Here is a 12,205-nt window from a genome sequence, read left to right on the forward strand (position 1 = left end):
CGGTGACTCCGCCGCCCCCGATGAACGTTTCCCGCACGTTTCGCGTCTCCGTTCACATGCTCCCCGCCGAACACCACACCCTGGTCCGGCCGGTGAACACGGCCCCACAGCGGAACCAACTCCTCCGTAACTTCCGCTCCCGCCACCGCTTACCCCTCCTCGCGACTCTCCCCACGCTCCCCCTGTACGCCCTCTGGTGGGCGTTCCTCGCCACCGGCGGAGGCGATCTCGCCGCGCAGGACGCGTGGGCCGACTTCGCGTCGCAGCACGGGGGATCGGCGTACAACCTGTTCTGGTACGGCGGGATGCACACCGCCAACTACAGCCTGATCTCCCCGTACTTGATGGCCGCGGTGGGCGTGCGGACCGTGACCGTCCTCTCGGGGCTCGCCGCCTCCTGGCTGGCGGCGGTCCTCGTCACGCGCACCGGTATCCGCCGGCCCCTCGGTCCCGCCCTGCTCTGTTCCCTCGCCCTGTGGTGCAACGTCGCCTCCGGCCGCACCACCTTCGCGCTCGGCATCGCCCTCGCGCTGGCCTCGTGCGTACAGCTCACCCGGGAGCGGCGGCTTGTCCTTTCGGCGGCCTACGCCGCCCTCGCCACCATGGCCAGCCCGGTGGCGGGGCTGTTCCTGGCGGTCGTAGGGGCCGCGTTCCTTGTCGTGCGGGACGGGTGGCGGGCGGCGGGGTTGATGGTGCCGCCCGCGCTCGTCGTCGGCGTGACGTCCGTCTTCTTTCCGTTCACCGGTGAGCAGTTGATGCCGCCGAGTCATATCTGGCCGCCGGTCGTGCTGGGTCTGGCGGTGGCGACGCTCGCTCCGCGGGCTTGGCGGGTCGCTCGGTGGAGCGGGGCGGTGTACGCGGCCGGGACGGTGGTGACGTATCTCGTGCCGTCGCCGGTGGGGACGAATGTGGAGCGGTTCGCGGAACTGTTCGCGCCGGCGGTGTTGCTGGCGGTGCTTCTGGGTGCGCCGCGTATGCGTTCCGCTGGAGAGGTCGTTTGTTCACTGCGGGCGCGTGGGGGCTGGTCGCGCCCCGCGGCGGAGCCGCATATCGATACAGCCCCGCGCCCCTTTGGGGCGCGCCACCTGAACGGGGTTCATCAGTCCCGGCTCGGGCGCAACCTGCTCATCCTCGCCCTCATCTTCTCCGTCTCCTGGGTCGGGAAGAAGACCGTCGACGACCTCCAGGTCTCCACCGTCGTGCCGGCCTGGGCGCACGACACGCAACCCGTCGTCCACACGCTGGAAGCGCTCGGCTCCGGCCGGACCCGCGTCGAGGCCGTCCCGGCCCGCGATCACCGCGAGGCCTCCGAACTCGCCCCGCACATCAACCTCGCCCGGGGCTGGAACCGGCAGCTCGACATGGAACGCGCCCGGCTCTTCTACGACGGCACGTTCTCCGCGGCCACCTATCGCGCCTGGCTCGACCACTGGGCCGTCGGCTTCGTCGTGCTGCCGGAGGCGACCCCGGACGGCTATGCGAAGGACGAGGCGACTCTGGTCCGCTACCGGCGCCCCGCCTGGCTGGAGCCGGTGTGGCGGGACGCCCACTGGCGTGTGTACCGGGTGCGGGACGCCATACCCCTGGTGTCGGAGCCGGGGACGGTCGTACGGACGACCAGTGCCGATCTCGTCGTGCGCGTCTCCCGGCCGGGGCCGGTCACCGTCCGGGTCGCCTACTCGCCGTGGCTGCGTGCCGACGGGGCCTGCCTCGCCAAAGCCGGCGACCTCACCCGGCTGACGGTCCCCGCGGCGGGCGAGTACCGCATCAGCTCCGAATACGGTCGCCCGTCGCCGGCTCCGACTCGGTGTTGATCTGGGCCGGTTGGGGCATCGCACAGGGAGTGCTCGGCGCTCGGCTCAGCAAGCGATCGCGGGTGGGGGCAGCGGAGCGATTTCCCTGTCGAAGAAATCGTGGAAGTCGTCACCGCGCTCGTACAGCGCGTCGAACCCGGCCGACGTCTCCCGGATCAGTGATCGATCGGAGAAGCGATTGGCTCCGCTCGCGTTCCCGTCATCGTCGTAGAGCACCTCGTACATCGCGACGTCCCCGAGAATCACCACCTCCGGAACAGGGCGGTATTTTTCAACGTCCGAGATCTTGCGGGCATCGAGTACCTTGATGTTGTCGCCCAGTTCCACGCGCAGACGCAGAACGAACAGTTCCCATTGCACGTACGGAGTCACAGGCAACTCCACCACGCGAAGACGGCGCCTCAGAATATTCCGCTGTGCCGCCTCACGGAACTGCCGTGCATAGGCATCTCGTTTCTCCTCGATGAGGGACAGGGCACGGTCCCATTCTCCGGCCGCAAAAGCCTCCCAGCTGGAAAATCCGCGTTCCTTGAAGTCCTGGCCTCGTTCGAGCTTGTTCAGGTGCCGGATTCCGCTCTCCTGAACCCGCCGGAAGTCCGCATGATAGGTGGAGCGATCCATGCGCTCGGAAACCCCGCCCGGGAAGGAATCAAACATTCGGGATATCCGGTTTCGCCGCGACCAACATGTTCCTCGGGATGACCACGAGCCGTTCGTCGGATCCGATGGAGACCCCGGTCGGGAGTTTACCGCCCAGTGAGGCCGTGAGATCCCGGCCGATGACGGCGATGTCCCCGTTGTCGAGTTCCCAAATGTCGGGACAGTCGGGGTCGTCGGTCGTATTCCCTAACTCCTGCGGTGATTTCCCCAGGCGACGCTTGAATGTCGTGGCCGGATCGGCTTCCCATGGTCTAGTCATGGCCATACCCCCTCGATTGGGCCAGAGTTTCCCTAGTCTAACGCTCGGCAAACCCCTTGTTGCCCCGTCCTGCCCAGGAGTGCGACGATAAACAGCCACGAAACGATCCGGCACCAAAACCCGGCAGACGTATACCGTTCGGCACATATTCCGACTATCCGTAATTTCCAATCAGGGGGAACTGTGGACCCGGAGGCAGCCTTACTCGCACAGAGCGCGGGGGTCACACTGGTCACGTTGATGGCCACTGACGCGTGGCAGCGGACCCAGGACGGAATCACGCACCTGTGGCGCAGAATGCAGCCCCACCGTGCCGAGGCTGTCGCCGCCGAATTGGCAGCCACCCGCGAAGACGCCCTGGCGGCCGGTGACGCCGACGACCAGGAGACGCTCGGCGAACTGCGCCTGGAGTGGCAGGGACGGCTTCGGCGGTTGCTCGCCACCCAGCCGGGCGCGGCTGCGGAACTACGCGGACTCCTTGACGAACTTCAGCCGCCGGACGCGACCGGCCCCGCGATCACGCAGCACGCCAGCGCATCCGGCCAGGCCCGGATATATCAGGCCGGGCGAGACCAGCACAACGCGGAGCGATGACAGGCGCGATGGACGGCCACGCCGAGGACCGTGGCCGTGTCTTCCAGGCCTCGGGTGACCAGCACATCAGCGAACACCACCACTACGGCGATGCAGCGGCCCCGCCCAGCGGCCCCGACTCGGTTCGCCGTCCGGCCGTCGGCCGACCTCCTGTCGTTCTGCGCGACCGCGCCGAGGTACTGGAACGTCTGCGGGACGGTATGCGGGCGGGGCGGGGCGGAGAGGTCTACGTGCTGTACGGCATGGGCGGCTGCGGCAAGACCGCGGTCGCCTGCACGCTCTTCCAGCTGGCTACCGCCGAATACGGCAGGGTGGGTCTGTGGGTCAGCGCTTCCGACCGCGCGAGTCTGCGCGCCGGAATGCTCGCCGTCGCCGCCGACCGGGGTGCCGGCGACGGTGAACTGCTGGCCGCCCGCAACGGACTCCGTCCCGCCGCCGATCTCGTCTGGCAGTATCTCGACCGCTCCGCGGAACCCTGGTTGCTGGTACTCGACAACGCCGACCAGCCGGAGATCCTCCGTGACGGCAGCTGGCTGCGCACGAGCCCACGCGGCACGGTCGTGGTGACCACACGTCGCTCGGCCGCCCACTGGTGGCCGGGGGCAGAGCTGCAGCACATCGGCGTACTGCCGCGCGAGGACGCCGCGCGGGTACTGCGCGACCTCGCCCCGCACAGCGGCACGCAGGAGGAGGCCGCGGCGATCGCGGAACGGCTCGGCCGGTTACCGCTCGCTCTCACACTGGCAGGCGGCTTCCTCTCCCAACAGGTCCTCGATCCCTGGACGTTGGAGACCTACGGACGCCATCTGGACGAAGAGGAGCGGGTCGAGCTCATCGACCGGGGAGCCGATGCCTTGTCGGAGCGGGATCCACGGCACCTGGTCGGCCTGACCTGGCAATTGACGCTCGACGCATTCGAGGCCCGCGGACTGCCGGAAGCGACCGCGCTGCTGAGACTGCTGGCCCGCTTCGCCCCCGAGCCATTGCCGCTGTCCCTGCTCGACCGGGCCGGGATCAGCGGTGTCCTTCCCCGCGCCCGTTGCGAGACCGCGCTGAGAGCGCTGCTCGACCAATCGCTGACCGAACTGGTCGACGTCGGCGTGCGGTGCGCGCAGAGCCACGGGGTACTGCTCGACAGTGTCGCGGCGGCGACCCCCGCGGAACAGGTACCGGTTCTGAACACCACAGCCGTCCTCCTGCTCGACACGGCCGTCCCCGACGTCCCCGACGCGGGTCCCCACGACCCGCTGCTCCGGCTGCTGGTGCCTCATGGGCTCGCCCTGCTGCGACGCATCGGCGACCCGTCGACGTCCACTGACGCACTGGCCGTGGTGACCCGGCTGTCCATCGCACTGCACCGCACGGGGGACTACCTGTCCGCCTGGGAGACCGCCCGGGCCGCGGCGGACCTCGGCGAGCGGCTGCTCGGCGCGGAGCACCGTCTCGTACTGGCCGCCCGCTCCCGGGCCGGCCGAGCGCTCTTCCGGCTGGGCCGGTACGCCGAGGCCGAGGCTCTGCTCGGGCGCGTCCGCGCCACTCAGGAGCGGCTGTTCGGGGCCGACGATCCCGACACCTTGGACAGCGGCCACGGCCTTCAGTTGGTGCTCGGAAATCTGGGGAGACGGGACGAGGCCATCCGCCTTGTCCGGAGCACGGTCGCCGGTCGGCGAAGGGTGCTGGGCCCCGCCCACCCCCTGACACTGCGTTCCCGCTCCAGCATGCTGGTGCTGCTGCCCGCCTCCGAGATCGTCGCGGAGGACGGCGGCACGCTGCTCTCCCTGCCCTCGAAATGCGTCCGGTTCCTCGGTGCCGACCACACGGTGACCTTGGGCGCCCACCACAATCGGGCCTGGGCGCTCTACCTGCTGGGTCGCTTCGACGAGGCCGGCCAGGAGATACGACTGGTAACCGAGGCATACCGGCGACGCTTCGGTCCCGACTACCCGATCGCGCTCTCGGCCCAGCAGCTTCTCTCCCGGACCCAGGCCGCGCGTGGCCACATGGACGCCGCGATCGAGCTGATGGCGGACGTCGTGGCCAGGCGGGAACGGGGCCTGGGTCCCGACCATCCGTTCACCGTCGCCGGCCGGCGACTGCTCGGCGATCTCTCGTCGGGACGATGGCGGCCGCCCGAGACGTGACCGGCACGCGGCCGTACCGCATCAGCTCCGGATACGGTCGCCCGTCGCCGGCTCCAACTCGGTGTTGATCTGGGCCGGTTGGGGTCGTAGGGAGCGTGCCCTCGGGCCCTGGAAGAGGTACGCCAGGCCGAAGCCCGCGGCGACGACCGCCGCACCCCCCACCGCGTCCAGCACCCAGTGGTTACCGGTCGCGACGATCGCCGAGACGGTGAAGAAGGGATGCAGCAGACCCAGCGCCTTCATCCACCACTTGGGGGCGAGGGCGAAGATGACGACACCGCACCACAGGGACCAGCCGAAGTGCAGGGACGGCATCGCCGCGTACTGGTTGGTGAGGGCGGTGAGGGTGCCGTAGTCCGGCTTGGAGAAGTCCTGGACGCCGTGGACCGTGTCGATGATGCCGAGGCCGGGGAGCAGGCGGGGCGGGGCCAGCGGGTAGAGCCAGAAGCCGACCAGGGCCAGCAACGTGGCGAAGCCCAGGGCCGAGCGGGCCCAGCGGTAGTCGACCGGGCGGCGCCAGTAGAGGACCGCCATGACCGTGAGCGGGACCACGAAGTGGAAGGACTCGTAGTAGAAGTTGAAGAAGTCCTTGAGGAACTCGACCTTCACGACCCAGTGGTTGACCGCGTGCTCGATGTCGATATGCAGGAAGCGCTCGATCGAGAGGATCTCGTGGCCGTGGTGTTCCGCCGTGGCCCGGCCGCCCGAGTTCGTGCCGCCGGTCGCCGCGAGGCGGACCTTCTGGTAGGCGGCGTAGGTGACGCGGATCAGGAGGAGTTCGAGGAGGAGGTTCGGGCGGGACAGGACGCGGCGCAGGAACGGCAGCAGCGGAACGTGCTTCCAGCGGGTCGGGACCGGCTCGGCGTACTCCGTGGGGATCGGGCGGCGGTAGTACTCGGAGGTGCGGGACAGGAACGGGATCGCGGTCGCGGCGGCGAGCGCCATGAGCAGGACGACGTTGTCACGCAGCGAGTAGAGGGCCGCCATGTTCGGCAGCATCATCTTCGCGGGCAGCGTGACCACGAGGATCACCGCGACCGGCCACACGAAACGGTCCGAGGCCCGCTTGCCGACCCGGCCGACCACCGCGAGCAGCACCCACAGCAGCTGGTGCTGCCAGGTCGTCGGCGACACCGCGATCGCCGCGCAGCCCGTGATCGCGACCGCGAGCAGCAACTGCCCGTCGCGCGCGTACCGCACGGCCCGGCGCAGACCCAGGTACGTGACGGCCGCGCCGAGGGCCAGGAACAGGCCGATCTCCAGCGGGCCGGTGAGGCCGAGGCGCAGCAGCGCGCCGTGCAGCGACTGGTTGCCGAGGCCGTCGGCCGCGCCGCCGAGGCCGGCACCGGCCATGTGGTGCACCCAGTAGGTGTACGAGTCGTGCGGCATCGCCGCCCAGGCGATCACCACACTCGCGGCGAAGGTCAGCGCGGAGGTGACCGCGGCCCGGCGGCGGCCGGTGAACCACAGCAGCGGCGCGAAGAGCAGCACCGTCGGCTGGAGCGCGGCGGCGAGGCCGATCAGCACGCCGCTGGAGCGCTCGCCGCGCACGGTGAAGCAGCCGAGCAGCACGAGCAGGACCGGGATGATGCTGGTCTGGCCGAGCCAGAGCGTGTTGCGCACCGGCAGCGACAGCATGAGCAGGCTGATCGCGACGGGCGCGGCGAGCAGCGAGGCCCGGCGGGTGACGGGCTGCGGCAGGGCCCGCGAGACGACGAGACCGAGGGCCACGACGAGCAGCAACGTGCCGAAGGTCCAGCCCCAGCCGAGGGCCTGTTCGGCGGCCCGGGTGAGCGGTTTGAGGACGAGCCCGCCGAAGGGGGTGCCGGTGAACTGCGTCGAGTCGTACAGCGAGCCCTTCACATGCAGCACGCCGTTCGGACCGACCCACGTCTCCAGGTCCGTCAGCCGGTCCCCCTGCGGGGTCCTGAGGACCACGGCCACCTGCCGTACGGCGAGGACCGCGGCGACCAGCCACAGACCCAGGCGCGCCACGCGCAGCCGTGCCCTGGCCGTCTGGGCGGCACTCGACCCGAATGCTCCCGCGGCTCCCGCCGGTCGCCCGCTGTGCTCCACGTTCGCCACGCCTCGTAGGCCTCCGCCCCGCTCGTCCCACGCGTCGCGCGCGTGGTTGTTCCCTCTGGGAACCCTATGAGGTTCGCACCCCCTGCGGGAGAGACGCAGGCAACCCCCCCTTCACCTGACGGCCGCCCCCTTTTGTCCGGACGACGATAGTCGGCCCCGGGTTGCCTGGGCACAGCAAATACCCGCGCGCTTCCGACCGGCCCGGTGGCCCGATAACTTGTGGACATGATCGGTTTACTGATCGTTTCGTTGCGGGGGTCGTTCCTGAGGACGATGCGGGGGCGGGCACGCGCGCGTGTGACGGCCGTCGTACTGGCCCTGTTCGCCCTGCAGCTCGGATCGCTGGTGTCCCCGGCCTGGGCATGCGGCTGCGGCGCGCTGGTGCCGGGCGGTGCGCAGCAGGTGGCGGTGGGGCGCGAGGCGTCCGTGGTGCGCTGGGACGGGCGCCAGGAGCAGATCGTGATGCGGCTCACTGTCTCCGGGGACGCGCGCCGGGCCGCGTGGATCATGCCGGTGCCGCACCGGGCGACGGCCACGCTCGCCGACCCCGCGCTCTTCGACACGCTGGACGCGCTCACCGCGCCTGTGCACCGCGCCCGCTCGCACTTCTGGCCCCAGGACGGCGACTGGCCGCTCGTCTCCGGCGACCCCGGCGGCGGCCCCCGCCCGGCGCCGCGACGGCACCCGGAGTGGGCGTGGTCGGCCGTGAGCGGCTCGGCCCCTTCGACGTGGCCCGGCTGACGGCCACCGACCCGGACGCGCTCGGCGACTGGCTGCACACGAACGGGTTCGTTCTGCCGTCCCGCCTTGACCAGGCCCTTCAGCCGTACGTCGACCAGCGCTGGGAGTACGTCGCGATCCGCCTCGCCCCCGCTGCCGTCGGCACCCCGCTCCAGGGCGCCCTCGACCCGCTGCACCTCGCCTTCGCCGCCGAGTCCCCCGTCTACCCGATGCGGCTCTCCCGGCTGGCCCGCACCCCGCAGTCGCTCGGCCTGTACATCCTCGCCGCCCACCGCATGGAACCCAGCAGCACACTCGGCGGCTCACCGCCGCAGGTCGCCTACGCGGGCCGCGTCACCACCACCTCGGGCCCGCTGGCCGCGCTCGCCAAGGGCACCCCGTTCCTGACCGCCGTGAACCAGGAGTTCCCCGACCCGTCCCGCATCACCGGCGACCACCTGCTCCGCCGCACGGCGACGGACGCCACGTTCCAGCAGGTGATCTACGAGGACCGTCTGAGCAAGGTCGCGGGCGTCCCGGCGTGGCTGCTGACGATCGGCGGGGGCCTGGCCGTGCTCACGACGACCGCCGTCCTGCTGGCCGTACGGCGGTCCCGGCGGACGCGTCGGCCGGTGATCCCGCCGCCACCGGCGTTTCCACCGCCGCCGACGCGCGCGCCGCCGGGCCATTGACCATGCTCACCGGGGTAAGCACATCTCACCGGACACACGAAAGGCACGAGCACATGAGCGAGTCGCAGGTGTGGGACGACGTGGACGACTACTTCATCGGCCAACTCGCCCCGGACGACGAGGTGTTGGCGGCGGCCCTGCGGGACAGCGAGGCCGCCGGGCTCCCGGAGATCGCCGTGAGCGCGGCCGAGGGCAAGCTGCTGCATCTGCTGGCACAGATCCAGGGTGCCTCGCGCGTCCTGGAGATCGGCACGCTCGGCGGTTACAGCACGATCTGGCTGGCCCGCGCGCTGCCCGCCGACGGCCGGCTGATCTCCCTGGAGTTCAGCCCGAAACACGCGGAGGTCGCCACCCGCAACCTCGCCCGCGCGGGCCTCGACAAGGTCGTCGAGGTGCGGGTGGGCCCGGCCCTGGAGTCCCTGGCCGAACTCGCCGAGGAGACCGCCGAGAACCCAGCCCCCTTCGACCTGGTCTTCATCGACGCCGACAAGTCCAACAACCCGCACTACGTGGAGTGGGCCCTCAAGCTCACCCGCCCCGGCAGCCTGATCATCGTCGACAACGTGGTCCGCGGCGGCCGGGTGGCCGACCCGGACAACGCGTCGCCGGACGTCCAAGGCACGCGCACCGCGATCGAGTTGATCGGCTCGCACGCGCGCCTGTCGGGGACGGCGATCCAGACGGTGGGCAGGAAGGGCTACGACGGTTTCGCGCTGGCGCGGGTACTGGCCTAACGCTCCCGGCCCTCCCGGCTCTCCTGCCCCTCCCTCAGCCCTCCTGACCCTCCCGGGGTCTCAACCCTCGTGATAGAAGCCGACGTTGACGCTGCGCGGCCCGGTGCGGTCCTGGATGACGATCTCGCCGCTCCCGCCGCGCGGCAACGGCACGCTGCCGCCGTAGCCGACGGTCTGGGCGTACTCGCCGACGATCAGGCGTACTTCGGAGGACGGGTCGGGCTGGGAGCCTCTCAGCCAGCTCACCTGCCAGACGCCCTCGGGTCCGCACAGGAACTCCAGATGGACCCGCGAGATGAACAGCCAGTCGTCCGGTGTCACCAGCCGGCACACCGTCTCGTCCCGGCCCACCCGCAGCACCGCGCCCGGGTCACTGGGCGCCTCGGCCATCAGCATGCCGGCGGTGGCGCCCTCGTCCGTCCCGGAGACCGAGGCCATGGTGAGTTCGAGCACGTGCGCTCCCCTGTGAAGTGTCCTTACAGCAGCGGGCGCATGATAAATCGCCCGGCGCCACCGCGTCCGGCACAATTGAAGTCATGACCGAGCGAAAGCCACCGGGTGTGTCCTTCGAGTCCTGGGTCGACAAGCAGATCCGGGATGCCGAGCAGGCCGGAGAGTTCGCCCAACTCCCGGGCGCGGGAAAGCCGTTGCCGTCCGGCGCCGACACGACGTACGACGAACTGTGGTGGATCAAGCAGAAGATGGCCCGCGAGGGCATCTCCGTGCTGCCGCCGACGCTGGCGCTGCGCAAAGAGGCCGAGGACGCCCTTGCTGCGGCGTACTCGGCCCCTTCGGAGCGGATCGCACGGCAGATCATCACCGAAGTCAACGTGAAGATCCGCGACATGATGTTCAAGCCGCCGCCCGGCCCCCCGCTGGGAATGAAGCCGTACGACGTCGAAGAGGTCGCGCGGGAGTGGCGGGAGCGCCGGGCGGTCGACGGACAAGGCTGAACCGGCGGCCTCGGCCGGTCACATGTGGAGAAGCCGCTCCGTCAGTTCGCGGTAGTCCCGCAGGGCCAGGCGGAGTTGCTCGGTGTCGTCCGAGCCGTCGGTGCCCTTGGACTCCCAGGAGCCGTGCAGGGTGGCGCGACGCTTGGTGACGGCCTCCGTGAAGCGGTTGGCGACCTCTTCGAGTACGTGGTCGGCCTCCTCCACGGCGGACCGGGGCTCGTCGACGAACCCGGTGACCGCGTGCTGCAGCCGCAGGCTGAACTTGTCGCTCTCGTCGTGCGGCAGCAGGCTGCCGTTCTCGGCGTCCTGCGGGACGCGCCGTCCGTTGCCGGAGGCGGCACCGGTGCTGACGGCGGGGGCGGGCTCGGGGGCGTGGACGGGGCGGTCCGACTGCTCGGTGCGGTCGGCGCGGTCCGAGCGGTCCGAGCGGTCTGTGCCGGTCGTGTCGCCGGTGCGCGGGCTCGGGATCGCCCGGTCGGTGTCGCGCGGCGAGGTCGTCGACGACGTGGATGACGTGGATGACGTCGACGGAGTGACCGCCGGGGTCGATGCCGTCGGCGTCCTCTCGGACGACCCGAGCGGAGTCACCTTCTCGGACCCTCGCGGCGCCGACTTGTCGTCGGTGGTCCTGCTGCCGAACGGCTTGGCGCCGGACCCGGTCCCGGACTCACGCGACGCCTTCTCGGCGTCCCGCTGCTCGGCGGTCTTGTCCACGGTCCTGTCGGTCCTGTCGGTCTCCTTGCGGTCGGCGCGCTCCGCGTTCGTGCTCGCGTTCGCGTCCGTGTTGTCGCCGGTCGGCCGTATCGCGTCGCTCATATAGCTCAACTCCCCTTCAGTGCCTGCTTGTTGAATGCGCCGATCGAGTGCCGGCCGCCACGCCCGTGGCCGTTGCCGTTGCGGCTGTCGTCGCTCACCAGGTCGTCGAAGAGGGCACGGGCCTCAAGCATGGCCTCACGCATCTCCTCGGTGCCGGCCTGGCTCTCCGGTGTGCCGTTCGTCCGCGCGGTGACGACGCGGTGCACGCGCCGGTAGCCGTGGACGTGGTCCGCGTGGTGCACGGACAGCGCGTCGAGCTGCTTCTCGTACTCCTGGACGTCGGGGAAGCCCCGGGCTCCGGCGACCTCGCCGAGCAGCTGGTCGACGTCGGAGACGGCCTGACGGGGCGAGTCGACGAAGAGCTCCTGGGCGGAGGCCCAACGGGCCTGGTACTGCTCACGGGCCGCGGGCTCCAGCGGCTGCTCCCGCAGCGAACCGTGCTCCTGGACGCGCGCCCCGAGCTCCTGCTCGGCGGCCTTCGCGTCGCCGTCGTGCCGGGCCACGGTCCGGTCGTACTCCGGCCCGAAGCGGCGCTTCAGGCCCGAGCCGCCGGTCGCGCCTCGGGCACGCAGCGCCAGGGCGGCCGCGGCAGCGACCACGCCGACCACGATCACGATCAAAACGATGATCACGCCTGTGGACATGAGTGCCTTCCGGGTTCTGGGCCAACCGGCTCTCGTAGTCGGTCGGTTCCTCTACCGGGTTGCCTCAAAGGCCCTCTTCAAACGACGGCCACA

General features: G+C 70.6%; 13 protein-coding genes. 7 read left to right on the forward strand and 6 right to left on the reverse strand.

Annotated features, from left to right (window positions below):
• Positions 1-56 precede the first annotated feature (56 nt).
• Entirely contained in the window at positions 57-1,814 is a 1,758-nt protein-coding gene (locus tag R2B38_RS10895; protein ID WP_318016055.1) for a hypothetical protein, read from the forward strand.
• Between the two features lie 45 nt (positions 1,815-1,859).
• On the opposite strand, the gene R2B38_RS10900 is transcribed toward R2B38_RS10895, so the two are convergent.
• Both R2B38_RS10900 and R2B38_RS10905 read right to left on the reverse strand, forming a co-directional pair.
• The gene (locus tag R2B38_RS10900) at positions 1,860-2,471 is read right to left on the reverse strand and encodes a DUF6879 family protein (RefSeq protein ID WP_318016056.1); all 612 of its coding nucleotides are present in this window, start codon (positions 2,469-2,471) and stop codon (positions 1,860-1,862) included.
• Positions 2,464-2,733: a hypothetical protein gene (locus R2B38_RS10905; RefSeq protein WP_318016057.1), complete on the reverse strand. Its 270-nt coding sequence runs from the start codon at positions 2,731-2,733 to the stop codon at positions 2,464-2,466. The genes R2B38_RS10900 and R2B38_RS10905 overlap by 8 nt, the downstream gene beginning before the upstream one ends.
• 183 nt (positions 2,734-2,916) lie before the next feature.
• Here R2B38_RS10905 and R2B38_RS10910 point away from each other — a divergent pair, with 183 nt between their 5' ends.
• Together R2B38_RS10910 and R2B38_RS10915 are read left to right on the forward strand one after the other, a co-directional pair.
• Positions 2,917-3,327, forward strand: coding sequence for a hypothetical protein (locus tag R2B38_RS10910; protein ID WP_318016058.1), 411 nt, complete (start codon positions 2,917-2,919; stop codon positions 3,325-3,327).
• Positions 3,324-5,468: a tetratricopeptide repeat protein gene (locus R2B38_RS10915; protein ID WP_318016059.1), complete on the forward strand. Its 2,145-nt coding sequence runs from the start codon at positions 3,324-3,326 to the stop codon at positions 5,466-5,468. Before R2B38_RS10910 ends, R2B38_RS10915 begins: the two co-directional genes overlap by 4 nt.
• Positions 5,469-5,489: 21 nt before the next feature.
• On the opposite strand, the gene R2B38_RS10920 is transcribed toward R2B38_RS10915, so the two are convergent.
• Positions 5,490-7,553: a bifunctional glycosyltransferase 87/phosphatase PAP2 family protein gene (locus tag R2B38_RS10920; RefSeq protein ID WP_318016060.1), complete on the reverse strand. Its 2,064-nt coding sequence runs from the start codon at positions 7,551-7,553 to the stop codon at positions 5,490-5,492.
• A gap of 225 nt (positions 7,554-7,778) precedes the next feature.
• Here R2B38_RS10920 and R2B38_RS10925 point away from each other — a divergent pair, with 225 nt between their 5' ends.
• The 3 genes from R2B38_RS10925 to R2B38_RS10935 are packed head-to-tail and all read left to right on the forward strand — an operon-like array spanning position 7,779 to position 9,699.
• Positions 7,779-8,294 (forward strand): DUF2330 domain-containing protein, encoded by a 516-nt coding sequence (locus R2B38_RS10925; RefSeq protein ID WP_318016061.1) that lies wholly within the window; start codon positions 7,779-7,781, stop codon positions 8,292-8,294.
• Positions 8,249-8,965 carry a DUF2330 domain-containing protein gene (locus tag R2B38_RS10930; protein ID WP_318016062.1) on the forward strand — a complete coding sequence of 239 codons (717 nt, stop codon included), beginning with the start codon at positions 8,249-8,251 and terminating at the stop codon, positions 8,963-8,965. Before R2B38_RS10925 ends, R2B38_RS10930 begins: the two co-directional genes overlap by 46 nt.
• A gap of 53 nt (positions 8,966-9,018) precedes the next feature.
• Complete coding sequence (locus tag R2B38_RS10935; RefSeq protein WP_318016063.1) at positions 9,019-9,699, forward strand: O-methyltransferase; 681 nt, start codon at positions 9,019-9,021, stop codon at positions 9,697-9,699.
• A gap of 60 nt (positions 9,700-9,759) precedes the next feature.
• On the opposite strand, the gene R2B38_RS10940 is transcribed toward R2B38_RS10935, so the two are convergent.
• A complete protein-coding gene (locus R2B38_RS10940; protein WP_033281830.1) occupies positions 9,760-10,152 on the reverse strand; it encodes a hypothetical protein in 393 nt (130 codons plus the stop codon).
• An 83-nt stretch (positions 10,153-10,235) separates the two neighbouring features.
• On the opposite strand from R2B38_RS10940, the gene R2B38_RS10945 reads away from it, so the two are divergent.
• Positions 10,236-10,652 (forward strand): DUF1992 domain-containing protein, encoded by a 417-nt coding sequence (locus R2B38_RS10945; RefSeq protein WP_318016064.1) that lies wholly within the window; start codon positions 10,236-10,238, stop codon positions 10,650-10,652.
• A gap of 18 nt (positions 10,653-10,670) precedes the next feature.
• Here the strand turns inward: R2B38_RS10945 and R2B38_RS51290 are convergent, their stop codons facing one another.
• Positions 10,671-11,468, reverse strand: coding sequence for a hypothetical protein (locus tag R2B38_RS51290; protein WP_411978438.1), 798 nt, complete (start codon positions 11,466-11,468; stop codon positions 10,671-10,673).
• Between the two features lie 5 nt (positions 11,469-11,473).
• A complete protein-coding gene (locus tag R2B38_RS10955; RefSeq protein ID WP_318016065.1) occupies positions 11,474-12,112 on the reverse strand; it encodes a hypothetical protein in 639 nt (212 codons plus the stop codon).
• Positions 12,113-12,205 lie beyond the last annotated feature (93 nt).

Source organism: Streptomyces sp. N50 (assembly GCF_033335955.1).
Taxonomy (GTDB): Bacteria; Actinomycetota; Actinomycetes; order Streptomycetales; family Streptomycetaceae; genus Streptomyces.